This is a genomic window from Lactococcus petauri, from assembly GCF_002154895.1.
Taxonomy (GTDB): Bacteria; Bacillota; Bacilli; order Lactobacillales; family Streptococcaceae; genus Lactococcus; species Lactococcus petauri.
The window spans coordinates 94767-113602 of the sequence record NZ_MUIZ01000003.1 but is presented as its reverse complement, the minus strand read 5'-3'; the positions used below and the strand labels follow the sequence as shown (position 1 = coordinate 113602).

Sequence of the window (18836 nt, the reverse complement as noted above, 5' to 3'; positions counted from 1 at the left end):
GAGTAGAAGTTAAAGGACGGTAGCCTAACTGGGAGGTGATGCTTATGACGTTTTGTAGGCTATAACCTCAAAATACAGAAAGGCGACATTTTTTGTCGGTTTATGAAGCTTTGTCACTCATGCTTGCTTTTGCAATGCTGGTGTTGACATTGAATAATAACAACAATAAAAAATAACTGTCCAACTTTAGCCGAGTAATGACAGTTACTTAAACAATAATATTTGGCTACCGTTCTTCATACGGCTACAAAGGGCTTGTTTGCGCAAGCCTTTTTACTTATTTTCATTATATCATCAACATCAGAGGATAGCAAGGCAGATGAAGTTGGGACTAGCGCTAAAAAATCTTCTGCCTACACAGAAGATTTTTTTATTTTTTAAAGTCCCAACCTTTGATAATTTTAACGCCGGTAATTTTTTCTGGATTTACAGGAGATGATTCTTCTTGTGGATTATTTGGGTTAGCTTCCACTTTGCCTGCAGCAATTTTATCAACAACATCCATGCCTGAAATCACTTGTCCAAAGACCGTATATTGTCCATCAAGGAAAGGTGAGCCACCTTTTTTATAAGCATCGATAATCTTTTGAGGATATTTGCTTGTACTTAAACCTTGCTCAGCTGCTTGTGGATTTTGGACAATAAAGAATTGCGAACTGCTTGTCTCGCCAGGACCACTGTTTGCTAAAGAAACTGCACCGCGAATATGATAAAGCTGATTAGAAATCTCAGTCGCAAATGGTTTGTTGTTATTTACTACGGATTTGCTTCCGGTTCCTTTATTACTTGGGTCACCCGTTTGAATCATGAAATCATTAATCACACGGAAGAATTCATTGTTTTTATAGTAACCTTGCTTGGCCAAAGTCAAGAAGTTTTCGACAGCCATTGGTGCCAGTTTAGGGAAGAGCTTAATATTGATGTTCCCAGCTGTTGTTTGAATTTGAACTTCAGCTTCATCCTTGCCCACTTCATTCGACAACTGAGGGAGTTCAACACTTTGCAAATCATTTTTTGCATCGGTCTTGCTGTCAGAACTGTTCGCAAAGTAAAGAAGACCACCAACGATAACAACGATGAGGACTAATAATCCTCCAAAGATAATATTCGTATTTTTTTTGTTTTCCATTCCTATATTTTAACATAAAAGTTTCGAAGACTAAACGACGACAAAAAGTTTATACTTGCAAATTTTAAAATAAAGGACTATACTAAATAAAAAATATCAGGAAGGAGAATCACATATGTTTAAGTTTGACCTACAATCTCAACATCATCATGCGCATAGATAAGAGTTGTGTCATACTTTGGTATAGATGCAACTTTAGAGTACGCTCGAAAGACATCTATGCCGGTGATTCTCAGAAAGACCGGATGGCTAGGCTATACGGTCTTTTCTTTTGGGCAAAATTATGCTGTAAATGAACGAAGAAGTATTAGAGAAAGAAAAAATATGAAAAATGAAAATCAAGTAAAGCGCAATTTAAAACAAAGACACATCACCATGATTGCGCTTGGTGGCACGATAGGAACAGGCTTGTTCCTAACCTCAGGAGCGACGATTAGTCAGGCTGGTCCTTTCGGATCGGTATTGGCTTATATCTTTGTCGGGATTATGGTTTATTTTGTAATGACCTCTTTAGGAGAGATGGCCACTTATTTACCCACATCGGGCTCTTTTACAGATTATGGGGCACGCTTTGTGGATCCAGCCTTTGGCTTTGCTTTGGGCTGGAACTATTGGATAAACGGTGCGATTACGATTGCAGTTGATTTGACAACAGCAGGGTTAATCACTCAATTTTGGTTCCCTCAGGTTCCTTCTTGGATATTCTCTGGTGTGGCTACAGTCCTTATTTTTGCAATTAATATCATGGCAGTACGCGCGTTTGGGGAAACAGAATATTGGCTCTCCATTATCAAGCTGATTACAATTATTGTTTTTTTGGTTGTTGGGGTATTAACCATTATTGGAATTTTTGGAAATAATATTGATGTTGTTGGTAATCTCACAGCAGGTAATCATGGTTTTACTGGTGGAGTGACAGGATTTGTTGGTGTTTTACTCATCGCTGGCTTTTCTTTTCAAGGCACAGAACTTCTAGGAGTTACAGCAGGAGAATCAGAAAATCCTGAGAAAAGTATTCCTAAAGCGATGAATTCTATTTTTTGGCGCATTCTTCTTTTCTACATCTTTACGATTATTGTTATTGCAGCTATTATCAATTACCAAGATCCTCGCTTGCTTAACCCTGATTCGACAGCGGTTATGAGTCCTTTTACTATCGTTTTTAAGAATATTGGTTTGGCAGTAGCAGCGAGCTTAATGAATGCCGTGATTTTGACCTCGGTTATCTCGTCAGCAAACTCTGTCATGTATGCTTCAACACGTATCCTCTACTCTTTAGGTAAAAAAGAAGGCGCACCACGCCAGTTCTCCAAAATAGCCAAAAACGGTATTCCTATCAATGCTTTATTGGCAACGACAGCGGTGTGTGTGGTCGCATTTTTAACAGGAATTTTCGGCACACAAATTTATCTTTTGCTTGTGGACCTGTCAAGTTTGACTGGATTTATTGCATGGCTTGGGATATCGATTAGTCACATTCGTTTTCGTCGAGCCTTTTTGGCTCAAGGCGGTGATTTGAGCAGTTTGCCTTACCAAGCAAAATGGTTCCCCTTTGGACCAATCTTGTCCCTGATCATGACGGCCATGATTGTTGTTAATTTAGACCCAGCCATGCTTTTCAGCAGTCACTGGGGCGAAGGCTTAGCCATGTATGCCGCAATACCACTTTTCTTGGCTCTATACTTTGGCTATAAATGGAAGTACAATACAAAATTAGTGCCACTCAAAGCGGTAGATTTGAGCCGAGAGAAATGATAAAATGAAAGCATGAAGAAAATCAAATTCTACCTGCTTCCCTTCCTTCTATTATTTATTTTTATGACTTTGACGGCTTGCGGAGTAAACACGAAGAAAAATACATGGCAAAAGATTGAAGAAAGCAAGACGATTACTATCGGTTATGAGGCAGACTTTGCGCCCCTAACTTCAAAGCAAGAGAGTGGAAAACCTGAAGGTTTCAATATAGCTCTAGCAGAGGCAATCTTTGCTTCTTATAATATAAAGATTGACTGGAAACCATTGGATTGGTCGGCCAAAGAAAAAGCCTTGAAAGAAGGAGAGGTTGATCTGATTTGGGGGCCTTATACAGCAAATAAGACTAGGGAAAAAACTATTTTATTTAGTCAACCTTATCACACGGGAAATTTAGTGTTGCTTGTTCCCAAAGAAGCAGAAATTTATAATATTGGCGATATGCATAATCAAGCAGTAGGCGGGCAAAAAGCTTCAGCAGCTTATGATTTGTTTAGCGATTATCCGCAGATTTTAAAAAATATTGTCAAAGAAAATCTGATGTTTCTCTATAACCAACCGAGCGATGCAATCGCTGCCTTGCAAGCAGGAAAAATTCAAGCTGCTCTTTTAGATAAGGACTATACTAAAACTTATCTTCGTAATCATCAGCTTGACGGCTTATACAATATGCTGGATACTCCTTACCCACAAGTTGAATATGCTGTAGCAGCACGAAAGAAAGATACTGAATTAATGGATAAAGTCAACCAAGGCTTGCAAGTCCTTCAGCATTCTAGTGAATTTAGCAAGCTCTCTAAGCAGTGGTTTCTATCTTAAGGTGTTAAAATAAAAAGAGCGAAAGCTCTTTTTATTTATAGTGAAGAGGAATAAAGATGAAATTTATTGCAATAGTAGGAACCAATGCCAGCTTTTCTTACAATAGAAAGTTGCTTTGGTATATGAAGAAACATTTTATTAATGAAGCTGAGATTGAAGTTATTGAGATTGCAGGCTTACCCTTGTTTTCGGAAGACAGTATGGACTTGCCTGAGAGAATTCGCGAAATCGCTGAAGCCATTGAAGCCGCAGATGGTTTGATTATCTCTACTCCGGAGTACGATCATGCCATCACTGCAGCCTTGAAGTCTTTGCTAGAATGGCTCTCTTGGGGAGCTTTGCAACCCATTATCAATACGCCAGTTATGATTGTAGGCGCTTCTCTAGGAAAGCAGGGTTCCGTTTTTGCACAGGAAAACCTTAGACAAATCCTCCAATCACCAGGATTGGAAGCCTTCGTCTTACCGGCTAATCAATTTTTATTGAGTCATGCTGCTGATGCTTTTGATATTTCAGGCAATCTAATAGATAGACAAACAATTTCTTGGTTGGAACATTGCTTCAGAAACTTTTGTCGTTACAGTGCGCATTTGCAACCTCTACGAACATTGATAGAAACGGATGCCGATACTGGAGCTTCAGAGTATGAGTGATTTTTTGTCTAAAAAATATCGAGGTTTAGGCACATTTATTGAGCTGAGTTTACTTGATGTGGAGAAGTCAAAAACTACAGAAAAAATTGAGCAAGGCTATAAAAAAATTGCTCATTATGAAGATTTGTTTACAGTCAACAGGGCGTTCTCGGAGTTAATAGCAGTCAACCAAGCTGCGGGTGTAAAAGCAGTTGCCTTGTCGGAAGAAGTCTATGCTTTAACGAAAAAAGCTGTACAGGTCAGTCAGGAGCATTTTGGTTTTAATGCAAGTATCGGACCCTTGGTTAGGCTTTGGCATATTGGTTTTGCTGATGCCCGTGTTCCTTCTGAGCAAGAAATTCAAAAAATGCTTGCTATGGTGAGTCCTGATGATATCGTTCTGGATGACCAGCAAAAGACCATTTTTCTCCCTCGAAAAGGAATGTCCTTAGACTTAGGAGGCATCGCCAAAGGTTATATTGCCGATAAAGTTGTAGAATTTTGGAAAGAAACAGGTTTTTCCACAGGCATTGTTAACCTTGGAGGGAATATTCGGTTTCTGGGCTTGCCCCTAAAAGGTTATTGGCGTGTCGGAATTCGTAATCCACTTACGCATGGGTCATCTTTGTTACTTCAAGTGCTTACCGCATCCACATCTGTCGTGACTTCTGGAATTGATCAGCGTTATTTAGAGCGCGACGGAAAGAGTTATCATCACATTCTCAATCCTGAAACAGGTTATCCTCATGTGAACAACTTAGCCAGCGTGACAATATTTTCTGAAAAGTCATTAGATGGGGAGATTGAGGCGAAGAGGCTGTTCTTTTCGGAAGAACCTGAAAAAATCTTTGCGAAAAGACAACACGTGATTCAAGCTGCAGTGCTTATTACCAAAGATAAGGAAATAAAAATCCTTGGACTTAAGCCCAAGGATGTACGTTTGATGGATAAACATTTTAAGATTATAAACTGAGCATTGCTCAGTTTTTTCTTTATTCAGGTCGTGCAAAGGAGGCAATCATTTGCTCGGCACATTTAAGCCCATCAATGGCGGCGGATACAATCCCGCCAGCAAATCCTGCTCCTTCACCAGATGGATAAATACCTTGTGTAGAAATAGATTGGAAACTTTCTTCATCACGATTGATTCGAACAGGAGAAGAAGAGCGTGATTCAACACCGGTCATAATCGCATCGTTCATAGCAAAACCTTGAATTTTTTTGTCGAATCCAAGAAGAGCCTCCTTCATAGAAGAAGTAATATATTCAGGGAAGAGCTGGCTTAAGTCTGTTGGAGTGACACCCAAAGCATAAGAAGGTTTAACTTCACCGATATCAGTAGATGGACGATCTGCAAGAAAATCTCCAACTAATTGTGCAGGGGCTTGATAAGTTTTACCACCGAGTACAAATGCTTTTTCTTCAAGTTTTCGTTGGAATTCAACCCCAGCAAGAGGATGATCTTGGCCAAAATCTTCTGGGAAGACTTGAACCAGTAAACCACTATTGGCATTTTCTTCAGAACGGGCGTGCTCACTCATGCCGTTGGTTACCAAGCGACCTTCTTCCGATGCAGCAGGCACGACAAGTCCTCCAGGGCACATACAGAACGTATAAACACCTCGTCCAGAACTGGCCTTGTGTGTCAAACGATACTCTGCTGCTCCTAAACGAGGATGCTCAGCAAATTCTTTATACTGTGCTTGATTAATCAAGGTCTGAGGATGCTCGATGCGCACTCCAACAGCAAAAGGCTTGGCGGTCATGTTAATTCCCTTGTCGTACAGCTCAGCAAAGGTATCGCGTGCGCTGTGTCCGATGGCTAAAACGGCATGATTGGAGAGGATTTCTTGACCATTTTTGAGAACAATCCCTTGAAGTTTATTTTTGTCGATGATAAATGAAGAGACTTGACTGTCAAAAAGAACTTCTCCGCCCAAAGCAATAATCTGCTCACGAATATTCTTGACAATATCGCGAAGTAAATCTGTTCCTACGTGCGGATGTGCTTTGTAGAGGATATCTTCAGGTGCACCGGCTTTTACAAATTCTTCTAAAACTTTGCGTCCGCGCAAGTCGCGTACACGGGAAGTAAGTTTTCCATCTGAGAAAGTACCTGCACCGCCTTCACCAAACTGGACGTTTGAAGCAGGATTGAGTTTTCCTTTCTTCCAGAAATCATCAATGGATTTCACACGTTCTTCAACTTTTTGGCCACGTTCTAAAACGATAGGACGATAACCCATTTGTGCTAAGAGCAAAGCAGAAAACATGCCAGCAGGACCAAAACCGATGACTAAAGGACGATGTTTCATGGCTTCTGTTCCGATTTGTGGTTCTTTATATTTCAAGTCTGGTGAGAGTGAAACATTTTTTATTTTTTTCTTGAGGAGCTTGGCTTCATTTTTGACTTGGGCATCAACTGTGTAGATAAAGTTGATTTCTCCCCGATGGCGCGCATCAATTGATTCCTTATAAATACGATAGTCAATCAAGTCGGACTCTTGAATTTTTAATTTTTTCAAAAGTAAGCTTTTAACTTTTTCCACAGGCTCATCAATTGAAGTTTTTATTTGAGATATTCTTAACATAGTTTGTTCTCTTATCTAGATAAAGTGTTGCAGATAAAAAATATCGCACACTTCTTGATTGTAAAAACCCAGCCCTGAGAACTGGATTTTTGCTTTTATTTCATTGTTGGGAAGAGCAAGACGTCACGGATAGAAGTTGTACCAGTGAAGAGCATGACTAAGCGGTCGATACCGATACCCAGACCACCAGTTGGTGGCATACCGTGTTCCAATGCTTCAACGTAATCGTAATCTACACCAGTAGCTTCATCATCACCGAGTTCTTTCGCTTTAGCTTGGGCTTCGAAACGTTCGAGCTGATCGATTGGATCATTTAACTCTGAGAAGGCATTGGCATATTCTTTACCATTGATGAAGAGTTCGAAACGGTCAGTAAAACGTGGATCTTCAGCATTCATCTTCGCAAGAGGAGAGATTTCTTTTGGATGTCCAAAAACAAATGTTGGTTGGATCAATGTATCTTCTACGTATTTCTCGAAGAATTCATTGATGATGTGGCCAACGCTTGTGAAGTGGTTTTCCACATAAATATCATGTTCTTTCGCCAAAGCAGCAGCTTCTTCAAAATCCATTTCTTTCCAGAAATCTACGCCTGTTTGCTCTTTAATCGCATCAACCATGTGGATGCGAGCGAACTTACCGCCCACATTGATTTCTTTACCATCGTATTCAACAACATCTTTGCCAAGGACAGAGTGTGCCACGTGTTGGAAAATTCCTTCAGTCAAATTCATGATATCGTCAAAATCAGCATAAGCTTCATAAGATTCCATAGTTGTAAACTCAGGATTGTGTGTCATATCCATTCCTTCGTTACGGAAGACACGGCCAAGTTCATAAACTTTTTCCATACCACCGACGATTAAGCGTTTCAAGTGCAATTCTGTTGCAATACGCAGGGCCATGTCGATGTCTAATGAGTTATGGTGTGTATAGAATGGACGTGCTGCTGCACCACCGGCTTCGTTGTTCAAAACAGGAGTTTCAACTTCAAGATATCCGCGGCCATCCATATAACGACGGATCTCGCTAATAATTTTAGAACGTGTCACGAAACGATTGAAGCTTTCTTTGTTTGAAATCAAATCCAAGTAACGTTTACGGTAACGTGTTTCAGTATCTGTCAGGCCGTGGAATTTTTCTGGCAATGGACGAAGTGCTTTAGACAAGAAAGTCAATTTGCTTGCTTTAATAGAAAGCTCGCCCATATCTGTCTTCATGATTTGTCCTTCAACACCAAGGAAATCACCGAGGTCAGCTTGTTTGAAAATTTGATAATTTTCTTCGCCAACTTCGTCTTTACGCACGTAAATCTGAATTTGCCCTTCGCGGTCTTGGATATGCGCAAAACCAACTTTACCCTTACCGCGTTTTGTCATCAGACGTCCCGCGATTGTTGCATGCAAGTCTTTTTCGTGTAATTCTTCTTTAGTATTTTCATCGTATTCCGCATGTAATTCTGCAGAGTTGTGTGTACGAGTAAATTTATGTCCGAATGGATCAATGCCTGATTCACGCAGTGTTTCCATTTTTTCACGACGGACTTTCATTTGGTCATTAAGTTCTTCGATAATTTCAGCCAAAATGTTTTTCTCCTATAAAAAAGTTTATATCAACCATATTTTAGCATAATTTTACGGCTTTTGACAGCTTATAATCATGTTTTTGAAAAATCTTATGAAAGAAAAGTTGAACTTTATTTTTAGAAAAATGAAATGACATCATTTACTCTCGTGAAATATTACATTTAACACAAAAAAAGAGAAATATTGGCGAAATATGGAGCTCAGGAAAGCTTATTTTAAAAGACTTTCAAGCACTTTGTCTTTCTGTTGCATTTGTTACTGAAACCAAACATAAAAATACTACTAAAATTAATAAAAAAATGCTACAATAGTTGAGTTATCTTGGAGAGGCCTCTTTATGCTAGGAAAGTCAAGCCTAGACTGAATTAAGCCGGATAAATCCAACTTAAAGATTTTATGATACAGGAGTTACGTTTTGAAAAAAGTCAAAGAGCTTTTAATTGGTAAATCTTTAAAGTCAACAGTAGGAGATTCACACCTGCTGACTAAATTACAGGCCTTAGCCATGTTATCGTCAGATGCCTTGTCATCAATTGCTTATGGACCTGAACAAATTCTTTTGGTATTGGTTGCAGTAGGTGCAGGTGCTTCATGGTATTCGATACCTATTGCCTTAATTATTTTGGTTTTACTGTTTGCGCTGATTGGAAGTTATACACAGGTTATTCATGCCTATCCATCAGGAGGCGGAGCTTATCTGGTTTCAACAGAAAATCTCGGTACAATTCCAGGATTAATATCCGGTGGATCGCTTTTGGTCGACTATATGTTGACGGTTGCTGTATCTACAGCTTCAGGAGCTGATGCTATAACCTCAGCTTTACCTGAACTTCATCAGTACAATTTAGAAATCGCAGTTGCTCTTGCTTTACTGCTTATGCTGATGAATCTCCGAGGTTTGCGAGAATCAGCAGCCTTCCTCATGATTCCTGTCTATACATTTATTGTGACGACAGTTGCCCTCTTAGGTGTCGGGGTATTCCGTATTTTATCTGGAAGTTTACCCTACCAAGCGCCGGCTCATATCGGTACAACCGTAGGAGGAGTTTCACTTATCCTCTTGCTCAAAGCCTTTTCAACAGGTTCCTCATCTCTGACAGGGGTAGAAGCCATTTCGAATGCTGTACCATTCTTTAAACAACCGAAAGAAAAAAATGCAGCCAAGACTTTGGTAATGATGGGGATTATTTTAGCAGTGTTCTTCAGTGGTGTTATCTTCTTTGCTTATTGGCTTGGGTTAACACCACGCGGTGATGTGACCATTATTGCCCAAATGGCGCAACAGATTTTTGGAGACAGTGTTTTTGGGCACGCATTCTTCTTTATCTTCCAAATTGCTACAGCTCTCATTTTGGCAGTAGCAGCAAATACAGGTTATTCCGCCTTTCCAATGCTTGCTTTTAATATGGCGAAGAAGAAATACATGCCTCACTTGTTTACTGCTCGTGGGACACGTTTGAGTTATTCGAATGGGATTATCAGTTTGGCTATTGGTGCGGTCATTCTCTTGTTTATCTTTGATGGACAAACAGATCGCCTTATCCCCCTCTATGCTATTGGTGTCTTTACACCATTTACGTTGGCTCAAATCGGTATGGTTGTCCATTGGCGCAAGAAGCTGGGCAGTAAGTTCCTCTTACGTTCTATCCCTAATATTATTGGGGCAATCATCTCTTTTGTCGTGGTGATGATTTTGCTCATTTTCCGCACAGCTGAAATTTGGCCATTCTTTATTGTTTTACCGATTTTGATTTTCTGCTTTATCCGTATCCACAGTCATTATATGAATGTGGCGGAACAATTGCGCTTGCGCAAAGAAACTGCAGAGCATAAGTTTGATGGTAATACAGTTATCGTCTTGGTCGGAAATGTAACAAATGTCGATGTTGGGGCGATTAACTATGCCCGGTCTGTAGGAGACTATCTTATTGCACTTCACGTGTCTACAAAAGAAGATACGGAAAAAGAAGCCGAAATCGAACGTGATTTCAATGAAACCTTCCCAGATATTAAGTTGACCGTTGTACATACCAGCTATCGTAGTATCATCACGCCAGCTGTTCGCTTTATTAATCTCGCTGCAAAACAAGCAAAAGCGCACAACTATACAACTACTGTTTTGATTCCGACTTTTATTCCGTCGAAACCATGGCAAAATATCTTCCACAATCAGACCGGTTTACGCCTCCGTTATTACCTGAACGCTCATGAAGATATCATCCTTTCAAGCTACAACTATCATTTGAAAAAATAAATAATATAAAGTGTTCAAGACAACAAAAAACTGTTGGCTGGAGCGCTTTTTTCTTTACCTTTTAATAAGCAAACAACATCATAGTAAGACGATAAATGAGATGAATGTTATATGTCAATGAATACACAAATTAATTTTTGTTTTTTGTTATAATAGTTGTCATGTTAAATAAGAAGATCATGCCAGGTTTAGGGCTCAGTTTTGTAGTTGCCGTAGTCAGTTACTTTTTAAATCTCTATGTTTTTAAAGGGATGGGTGCAGCCACGATTGCTATTTTATTGGGAATTATTTTGGGGAATGTTTACTTTAAACAACCAGTCCTCTTTGCAGGTACGGCTTGGTCAGAAAAGAAACTTCTTGAATTTTCAGTAATGTTTTTAGGGGCGACAGTTACCTTTCAAACGATACAAAAGCTAGGCTGGAGTGGTATAAGTTTTATTCTTATACAAATGGTGCTTACAATTGTTTTTGTCATGTTTATTGGAAAGAAACTTGGATTTTCCTCGAAAGTTAATGCGCTAATGGCGTCAGGAAACGCCGTTTGTGGTTCTTCCGCCATTGCGGCAGTTGAGCCAGTCATTGGAGCAGAAGACAAAGACAAGCGGACAGCGATAACTATGGTTAACCTCATGGGGACAGTGTTAATGCTTCTATTACCCGTTTTAGGTACATGGTTCTTTGGAGCAAATGATTTCCTACGTGGTGCTTTGATTGGGGGAACCATTCAATCTGTGGGACAGGTTGTCGCTTCAGCAACAATGGTGAATGCTGAAACAACAACAATGGCTACCTTGTTTAAAATCATGCGTATCATCATGCTTGTCTTTGTTGTCCTTTATTTTTCTTACCACACACGTCGCACAGAGAAAGCACCGACAGAGCAGGAAGGTCAGCTCAAGATCAAGCGCCAATCCTTTCTTCCTTGGTATGTATTAGGATTTATTATTCTGTGTAGTCTGGATACAGTCTTTCAATTTCCAAAAGTAATTACTGAAACGGCACGTTTTATCAGTAGTTGGTGCGAAATTATCGCTTTAGCCGCTATCGGTTTAAGGCTTAATCTAGTAGAATTTGTCCGCGCGGGAAGAAAGTTAGCAATCTATGGCTTAGCTGTGCTTGTTTTCCAAGTGGGGCTTGCATTGGTTTTGATTCGTCTATTATTAACCTAGAAAAATAGCTAATGTGGTATAATAACCTGTACTGAAATTCTCTCAGGAATAAAAAGATAACCTTATATTAAGTAACAAAGGAAAATAAAATGACTATCGTATACGATGAAATTATGGTTCGCTATGGTGAACTTTCAACAAAAGGTAAAAATCGTGGCTTTTTTATCAATCGTTTGGCCAACAACATCAAAGAAGTTCTTGCTGATTTGACAGACTTGAAGATTACAGCGCAACGAGATCGCGCGCATATCCAGTTAAATGGTACAGACTACGAAGAGGTTTCTCAACGTTTAACTAAAGTTTTTGGGATTCAAAATTTTTCAGCATCCATCAAAGTTGAAAAATCAATCGAAGGTCTAAAAGCAGCAGTTGTTGACTTGATGAAAGAAATTTACCATGAAGGAATGACTTTTAAAATTGCAACACGTCGGGCGGACCATAGCTTTGAACAAGATTCCACAGAGTTAAACATGACTTTAGGTGATGTTGTCTTTGACAATTTTGACTATGCCAAAGTACAAATGAAAAAGCCAGATATCACTCTCCGTGTCGAAATTCGTCTTGAAGGTGCTTATCTTAGTTTCGAAACACTTAAAGGTGCAGGAGGAATGCCTGTAGGAACAGCAGGCCGCGGTCACTTGATGCTTTCAGGTGGGATTGATTCTCCAGTCGCAGGTTACTTGGCTCTTAAACGAGGTGTCGAAATTGAGGCAGTTCACTTTGCTTCACCACCTTATACAAGCCCTGGTGCTTTGAAAAAAGCAAAAGATTTAACAGCAAAATTAACAGCGTTTGGCGGAACAATCACTTTTATTGAAGTTCCGTTTACTGAGATTCAAGAAGAAATCAAAGCCAAAGCGCCACAATCTTATTTGATGACTTTAACTCGCCGTTTTATGATGCGTGTAGTTGACCGCATTCGTGAAGAACGTGGGGGTAAAGTGATTATTAACGGTGAAAGTTTAGGACAAGTCGCTTCGCAAACATTAGGTTCAATGTCTGTGATTAATGAAGTCACAAACACTCCTGTTATTCGCCCCGTAGTCACAATGGATAAGATCGAAATTATCGATATCGCCGAAAAGATTGATACCTTTAATCTTTCAATTCTACCATTTGAAGATTGCTGTACTGTATTTGCCCCACCATCTCCAAAAACAAATCCTAAACTAGAAAATGTTTTAGCCTATGAAAAACGTTTGGACGTTGAAGGTATGGTTGATCGTGCTGTTGAAGGTATTATGATTAGCCGCATCACGGGCGAAAACTGGGACAAAGCAGAAACCAATGAATTTGACGATTTACTTTGATTTTTGAAAACTGTATCATTAGATGCAGTTTTTAGTCTCTTTGTAGGTAAATAGAAAGGAAATAAATGAAAAATAGAACAAAAGTGCTGCTCACCATTGGTTTATTTACACTCATGTCAACTTTAGACGGCTCGATTGTAAATATTGCCTTACCAACAATGGCGCGTGAGCTAAATGTGTCAACTTCACAGATTACGTGGGTGGTCACAATTTATTTGATCGTTATCAGTGCAATCATCCTTATTTTTGGACGACTGGCGGATTTGATTGGGAAAACAACCGTAACAAGATGGGGCTGGACGATTTTTATTGTCGGCTCGTTATTGGCTGGGCTAAACATCGGCTTAGGCTTACCGTTCCTACTCTTTGCACGTGTTGTGCAAGCTATCGGAGCTTCCATGTTTATGGCAACAAGTTTTGGGATTGTGGCGCAGGTTTTTCCTGTTGAAAGTCGAGCGCGTGCGATGTCTATCACTTCCATGTTTGTATCTGTCGGCTCGATCGCAGGACCAGCTTTGGGCGGCTTAATTTTACAAGTTGCCTCTTGGAATTATATCTTTTGGATTAATGTTCCGATAGGGATATTGGCCTGGATTTTTGGAAGTCGGGCTTTACCAGAAGATGAAGGTCAAGGCTCTATAAAAGAAGTTGACTTGTCAGGTGGTTTACAAATGACTGCTGTGATCGTTCTTTTATTCATGGCTTTGAATTTTGGCCAAACTTTAGGATGGAATAATCCACTCTTACTTCTCGGCGTGGCTCTTGGCGTTATACTTTTTGTTAGCTTTATTTTTACGGAGCGCCGAAAGGAAAAACCTTTACTTGACTTGGGGATTTTTAAAAATAGACTCTTTTCTTTGAGTCTACTGATGTCACTTTTAAACTTCACTGTTGCGATGTTTGCTAGCATCTTGCTTCCTTTCTATCTGCAAGATTATCGTGATTATGCGCCTGGTGCGGCTGGCTTTATCATGATGGCCTATCCAGCTGCCATGCTTATTGTGAGCCCAATAGCAGGTGCACTCGCAGATAAAATAGATAAGGAAGTAATTACCTTTGTGGGGATTTCAGGGATTGTTCTTTCTCAGATTGGTTATCTTTTGATTCGTGCAGATTCGCCACAATGGTGGGTGATTGCGATTCTCTTACTCCAAGGTGCCTCAATGGGGGCTTTCCAAAGTCCTAATAATGCTTTAATCATGGAGACAGTAGAACGTAAGTATTTAGGAATAGCAGGCTCTGTGAATTCTTTGATTCGGAACATGGCTTTTGTTTTAGGAACTTCTGTAGCAACCATTATTTTGTTCCTTTCCATGTCCAGTCAACTTGGTTATACGGTAAGGACTTATTTGCCAGAGCATCCAGACACCTTCTTACAGGGAATGCACATGGCATTCGTATGCTCACTTGTCCTGACAAGTATTTCTTGGATTTTGGCGGGCGTTCGTCTTTTAGGGCGTAAAAAAATAAAAGAACACCTGAGCGAAGGATAAAGCTCGGTGTTTTTTTATTTTCATTTATTTGTTGAAAGTTCATTGTTTGTTGTCTTTTGAACTTTTTTACGTCTCTTTTCAATAAAGTCGTAGAGTAAGGTATGATGATTACTTGCAAGGGAATAATCCTCTAAAGTATTTACATTTTGACGTAAGACTTTTGCCTCGCCGATCGTTAACTCACCACGGGATTCATACTCAAAGATGGTTTTGCGTTCAAGATAGTAAGCACGCATCATCTCTTTCAGATTATTAGGCTGCGCACGATGTAAAATACCAGTAATATAGCCACCGCGGGCAACAAACTCTGCGGAGCGTAAACGTTCTGCTTGTAGATAATGGATTAAACGCTCATCGTAAACTGATTCCAGATTGTCCAAAGCTTGAAGGACTAACTCCGTATTAGAAAAGTAAAGCTCGGTAATTTCACGATGTGTTGTAGCATTATCTGGCCGTGTTTTACGGAAACTGAAATCTAGACGGATAATTCTTGAGAAGAAAAAATGAAGCACACGGATGGAAATGGCCGAAGCAAACTGGATACTTGAAACCAAATTATGCGCAACGGATTGTTCCATCGAATGAAGGTATCGCTGATAAGTCCGATAGGTGTACATGGAAATCTCATTTTGTCTCAAGGCATTTTCCAGTCCCTCAGCTTCAAGACGGACGATAAGCAATTGCAATTCATTAAAGTCAATCGAAGTATTTGAACTTTCTTGCTCGATGATGAGTTTTTGAATGCGGTCTTGATAGCTATCGATAGCAATATTATAACCAAGGCGCGCTTTTTCTTTTGTAACTTGTTTTAGATCATTTTCCAATTCTCGAACGACATCGGCTAAGATAGAAATTTTTACCATGTTGTCAACTTTGACAACTTTTTTGGCAGCGATTAAAGGTAAAACAAATAGTCCAGTTAAAAAACTGAGCGCGGTAACTGCTGCACAGAGAAAGATGATTAAGCTATGCGGGATATCTACTGTCCGTGGCAACAAAAGGACAGTGGCAATGCTGACGGTACCTTTGGAGCCAGCAAAAGTCAGTAACAAGATATCATTCCAGTAAGCAGAAAAGCTTTGATTGCGACGCAGAGATACATAACGATAATAAACAGCCAAGAGGGAAAAGCGAAGGGCAAAAAGACCAATGGTTAAAAGTAAAACCATGAATAAAAGAGAAGTCGTAGAGTAAAGTGGATCAGCAATGAGCGGAAAAACAAGCTGATGTAACTCTATCCCGAGGAAAAGGAAGACTGTTGAATTTAAAACAAAGGTTAGCAAATTCCAGATAGTATTTTTCACTTTTGTGACTTGGGCATCAAAAAGCGTGGTCCTTTTAAGACCGTTGGCTTGCATGACTCCAGCGACAACGACAGCGATGATTCCAGAAACTTCAAGCATATCAGCAATTAAAAATGCAGATAAAGGAAGCATAAGCTCCAAAATAAGGTAACCTGTAACATCTCGGGCATCGACATCCTCAAGAATTCTGAGAATAAAGGACTTCATCCAAACGAGGATGAAACCGACCAGTGCGCCCCCGATTGCAGAGACTACAAGGTCAGCAGAAGCATGAGTCAGGGAAAATTCCCCAGTGACCAGCGCAAGAACCGCAATCTGGAAGGAAATGATACCAGAAGCATCATTCAGCAGGCCTTCACCCGTAAGGATACTCATGACCCGCTTGGGGAAACTAAAACGTTCAGATAAGGCAGCAACAGCGATTGCATCTGTTGGTGCTAATGAAGCCCCTAAGGCAAAACAAGCAGCCAAAGGTACAGATAAATAAAAGAAATGCGTTAAGTAGCCTAAACCAATAGTTGTAATGAAAACTAAGGGGAAGATAAGCATTAATATCGTTCGAGTATGTTTAAAGATATGTTTGACATCTGCCTCTTCACTCTCACGGAAAAGCAAAGGAGCAATGATGAAGCCCAAGAAGAATTCTGGGTCAACCTGCAAAAGTTTTGACGCACCTAAAAAGCCCAAACATAGCCCAATCACGACTTGAATCAGCGGGAGAGCCAACTTTGGGAAAACTTTATTGATGATATTTGAAATAACTAGAGCAAGAAGAAAAATGATGACATAAAAAATAGTATGGAGCACAAATTTTCCTTTCTTTCGTCTATTTTAGAGCAAGAAGCTGCATTAAAAGTACAGCATATTGGTTATAAGGCTAAAAGGTTACTTTATCTTTTTGAAAAGGTCCTTTTTTTGATTAATCTTCTGATCGATTTTGGCACAGCTCTTTTTACTTAAGAGAGCGCGACAGCGTTTGATCTCAAGCTCTGTTAATTGACGTTTAAGCTTCTCTTTTTTAGTGAAGTCTGATTCACCGCTGTCGATATATTCAAGCCTTTGCTGCAGAAGAGATTGTTTATACTTGAGAGCCTCAATTTGATGTTTCAGCTTTGATATTTGTTCATAACTAGCATCTTGCTGATGGAAATCCTTAAGTTTTTGAGACAAGAAAAGTTTCTTCTCTTCGAGAAGATGAAGTGATTCAAGTATTTTGTGTCTTTTTTCCTCTTGTGAAACTGGAGTATAAATCTCACTTTTTTCAGAATCAGAGGGTTCTTCTGTAATTTCTTCTTTTTCTAAATACTGTTCACGTAAATCTCTCAGCATTTGTTCAAAATCTTTATCAGGCATGCTATTATCCTTATAATCTTGTTCTTAAACTCTATTATATCATGATTCAATTAGAAAAATAATGCGTTTGGATTAAAAAAGCAACAGAGAATTCCCTGTTGCTCCTTAAATATTAGACCTTAACTTAATAAGTCAAGATGAAATTTTTCTTTTTACCACGGCGAACAACAGTAAGTTGATTGTCGATTTTATCTCCATCAGAGAAGGTGTAATCCAAATCTTGGATACGTTCACCATTGATGTAAATCGCACCGTTTGTTACATCTTCACGTGCTTGACGTTTTGAATTTTCGATTCCGGCAGAAATCAAGAGTTCAATAATATTGAGGTTATCGTCTGCTTTCACTTGATATGTTGGTACATCTTTTAAGCCAGAAAGGATTGACTTGGCATCAAGAGCTTTCAAATCACCGCCACCAAATAAAGTTTCCGTGATTTTTACAGCTTGCTCGTAAGCGGCTTGTCCATGAACAAGAGTTACAACTTCGCGGGCAAGTACTTTTTGAGCTAAGCGTTCGTGACGTGCAGCCTCAAATTTCTCACCGATTTCAGCAATTTCTTCAAGAGATAAGAAAGTGAAAATTTTGAGCATTTTTACAGCATCATCATCGTTAACATTCAGCCAAAATTGATACATTTCAAACGGAGACGTTTTATCTGCATCGAGCCAAATGGCATTTCCTTCAGATTTACCAAATTTTTTACCTGTTGAGTCTGTAATCAATGGAATAGTGATGACATGTCCAGTTTTTCCAGCCTTACGACGGAGCAGTTCTGTGCCGGCAGTCATATTGCCCCATTGGTCAGAACCACCGAGTTGTAATGTAATACCATGACGTTGGTTGAGCTCGTAGAAATCGTAACCTTGCATAATTTGGTAAGCAAACTCGGTGTAAGAGATACCTGATTCGATACGACTCTTCACTGAATCTTTACTCATCATGTAGTTAATCGTGTAATATTTACCGACATCACGAAGGAAATCAATAAAAGATAAATTTTCGAACCAATTGTAGTTGTTTTCCATCTGAGCTTTATTTTCGCCATTTTCAAAGTCAAGGAAACGTTCCAACTGAGCACGAATTTTATCAGCCCAAGCTACAACAGTATCTTTCGTTTGTAAGCCACGTTCGGCATCTTTGAAAGATGGATCGCCAACAAGTCCAGTAGCGCCCCCAACCAATGGATAAGGTTTGTGCCCAGCCATTTGTAGACGCTTCATTGTAAGAATTAAGACCAGATTACCAAGGTGTAAACTATCAGCAGTAGGATCGTAACCAACATAATAACTTACCATGCCCTCAGTTAAAGCTTCGCGAAGAGCTTTTTCATCAGTGGTTTGGAAAATCAGACCACGTTCTTTTAGTTCGTCAAAAATATTCATGTTACCTCCTAAATTTAGTTAATACTGACAGTTTTGTTATAGTTTCTCTCAGTAATTAGA

15 protein-coding genes are annotated in these 18836 nt (G+C 39.5%); 9 read left to right on the top strand and 6 right to left on the bottom strand.

Translation table 11 applies throughout. The features are described from left to right. Positions 1–92 precede the first annotated feature (92 nt). Positions 93–176: a putative holin-like toxin gene (locus BZZ03_RS12265; protein ID WP_225210261.1), complete on the top strand. Its 84-nt coding sequence runs from the start codon at positions 93–95 to the stop codon at positions 174–176. Between the two features lie 194 nt (positions 177–370). Here the strand turns inward: BZZ03_RS12265 and BZZ03_RS05570 are convergent, their stop codons facing one another. After that, a complete protein-coding gene (locus tag BZZ03_RS05570) occupies positions 371–1129 on the bottom strand; it encodes a peptidylprolyl isomerase (protein ID WP_019335964.1) in 759 nt (252 codons plus the stop codon). A gap of 324 nt (positions 1130–1453) precedes the next feature. Between BZZ03_RS05570 and BZZ03_RS05565 the strand changes: the two genes are divergently transcribed. From BZZ03_RS05565 to BZZ03_RS05550, 4 genes are read left to right on the top strand one after another with little or no spacing between them, the layout of a single operon-like run. Then, complete coding sequence (locus BZZ03_RS05565) at positions 1454–2884, top strand: amino acid permease (RefSeq protein WP_019294221.1); 1431 nt, start codon at positions 1454–1456, stop codon at positions 2882–2884. Between the two features lie 12 nt (positions 2885–2896). Further along, the gene (locus BZZ03_RS05560) at positions 2897–3700 is read left to right on the top strand and encodes a transporter substrate-binding domain-containing protein (RefSeq protein WP_086582748.1); all 804 of its coding nucleotides are present in this window, start codon (positions 2897–2899) and stop codon (positions 3698–3700) included. Between the two features lie 56 nt (positions 3701–3756). Beyond that, positions 3757–4353 (top strand): NADPH-dependent FMN reductase, encoded by a 597-nt coding sequence (locus tag BZZ03_RS05555; RefSeq protein WP_086582747.1) that lies wholly within the window; start codon positions 3757–3759, stop codon positions 4351–4353. Continuing rightward, complete coding sequence (locus BZZ03_RS05550) at positions 4322–5305, top strand: FAD:protein FMN transferase (protein WP_086582746.1); 984 nt, start codon at positions 4322–4324, stop codon at positions 5303–5305. Before BZZ03_RS05555 ends, BZZ03_RS05550 begins: the two co-directional genes overlap by 32 nt. A gap of 19 nt (positions 5306–5324) precedes the next feature. On the opposite strand, the gene BZZ03_RS05545 is transcribed toward BZZ03_RS05550, so the two are convergent. Next, a complete protein-coding gene (locus BZZ03_RS05545; RefSeq protein WP_086582745.1) occupies positions 5325–6923 on the bottom strand; it encodes an NAD(P)/FAD-dependent oxidoreductase in 1599 nt (532 codons plus the stop codon). A 95-nt stretch (positions 6924–7018) separates the two neighbouring features. Next, positions 7019–8509 (bottom strand): lysine--tRNA ligase, encoded by a 1491-nt coding sequence (lysS, locus tag BZZ03_RS05540; protein WP_158092869.1) that lies wholly within the window; start codon positions 8507–8509, stop codon positions 7019–7021. A gap of 415 nt (positions 8510–8924) precedes the next feature. Between lysS and BZZ03_RS05535 the strand changes: the two genes are divergently transcribed. The 4 genes from BZZ03_RS05535 to BZZ03_RS05520 all read left to right on the top strand — a co-directional run bounded on the left by BZZ03_RS05535 (position 8925) and on the right by BZZ03_RS05520 (position 14735). After that, positions 8925–10763: an APC family permease gene (locus tag BZZ03_RS05535; protein ID WP_019294216.1), complete on the top strand. Its 1839-nt coding sequence runs from the start codon at positions 8925–8927 to the stop codon at positions 10761–10763. Between the two features lie 161 nt (positions 10764–10924). After that, on the top strand, positions 10925–11932 hold the full coding sequence (locus BZZ03_RS05530) for a YeiH family protein (RefSeq protein ID WP_233128960.1): 1008 nt from the start codon (positions 10925–10927) through the stop codon (positions 11930–11932). Positions 11933–12021: 89 nt separating this feature from the next. Then, positions 12022–13242: a tRNA uracil 4-sulfurtransferase ThiI gene (thiI, locus tag BZZ03_RS05525; RefSeq protein ID WP_019294212.1), complete on the top strand. Its 1221-nt coding sequence runs from the start codon at positions 12022–12024 to the stop codon at positions 13240–13242. A 65-nt stretch (positions 13243–13307) separates the two neighbouring features. After that, positions 13308–14735 carry an MFS transporter gene (locus BZZ03_RS05520; RefSeq protein ID WP_086582742.1) on the top strand — a complete coding sequence of 476 codons (1428 nt, stop codon included), beginning with the start codon at positions 13308–13310 and terminating at the stop codon, positions 14733–14735. A gap of 20 nt (positions 14736–14755) precedes the next feature. On the opposite strand, the gene BZZ03_RS05515 is transcribed toward BZZ03_RS05520, so the two are convergent. The 3 genes from BZZ03_RS05515 to tyrS all read right to left on the bottom strand — a co-directional run bounded on the left by BZZ03_RS05515 (position 14756) and on the right by tyrS (position 18776). Continuing rightward, entirely contained in the window at positions 14756–16846 is a 2091-nt protein-coding gene (locus BZZ03_RS05515; RefSeq protein ID WP_086582741.1) for a cation:proton antiporter, read from the bottom strand. A gap of 78 nt (positions 16847–16924) precedes the next feature. After that, positions 16925–17392 carry a hypothetical protein gene (locus BZZ03_RS05510; protein WP_061413807.1) on the bottom strand — a complete coding sequence of 156 codons (468 nt, stop codon included), beginning with the start codon at positions 17390–17392 and terminating at the stop codon, positions 16925–16927. A gap of 124 nt (positions 17393–17516) precedes the next feature. After that, on the bottom strand, positions 17517–18776 hold the full coding sequence (gene tyrS, locus BZZ03_RS05505; RefSeq protein WP_019294209.1) for a tyrosine--tRNA ligase: 1260 nt from the start codon (positions 18774–18776) through the stop codon (positions 17517–17519). Between the last annotated feature and the right edge of the window lie 60 nt (positions 18777–18836).

Bases quoted from the DNA above. Each gene is read 5' to 3' on its own strand.
- BZZ03_RS05570 (WP_019335964.1), bottom strand. From the start codon at position 1,129: ATGGAAAACAAAAAAAATACGAATATTATCTTTGGAGGATTATTAGTC.
- thiI (WP_019294212.1), top strand. From the start codon at position 12,022: ATGACTATCGTATACGATGAAATTATGGTTCGCTATGGTGAACTTTCA.
- BZZ03_RS05560 (WP_086582748.1), top strand. From the start codon at position 2,897: ATGAAGAAAATCAAATTCTACCTGCTTCCCTTCCTTCTATTATTTATT.
- BZZ03_RS05545 (WP_086582745.1), bottom strand. From the start codon at position 6,923: ATGTTAAGAATATCTCAAATAAAAACTTCAATTGATGAGCCTGTGGAA.
- BZZ03_RS05550 (WP_086582746.1), top strand. From the start codon at position 4,322: ATGCCGATACTGGAGCTTCAGAGTATGAGTGATTTTTTGTCTAAAAAA.
- BZZ03_RS05555 (WP_086582747.1), top strand. From the start codon at position 3,757: ATGAAATTTATTGCAATAGTAGGAACCAATGCCAGCTTTTCTTACAAT.
- tyrS (WP_019294209.1), bottom strand. From the start codon at position 18,776: ATGAATATTTTTGACGAACTAAAAGAACGTGGTCTGATTTTCCAAACC.
- BZZ03_RS05530 (WP_233128960.1), top strand. From the start codon at position 10,925: ATGTTAAATAAGAAGATCATGCCAGGTTTAGGGCTCAGTTTTGTAGTT.
- BZZ03_RS05565 (WP_019294221.1), top strand. From the start codon at position 1,454: ATGAAAAATGAAAATCAAGTAAAGCGCAATTTAAAACAAAGACACATC.
- BZZ03_RS05510 (WP_061413807.1), bottom strand. From the start codon at position 17,392: ATGCCTGATAAAGATTTTGAACAAATGCTGAGAGATTTACGTGAACAG.
- BZZ03_RS05520 (WP_086582742.1), top strand. From the start codon at position 13,308: ATGAAAAATAGAACAAAAGTGCTGCTCACCATTGGTTTATTTACACTC.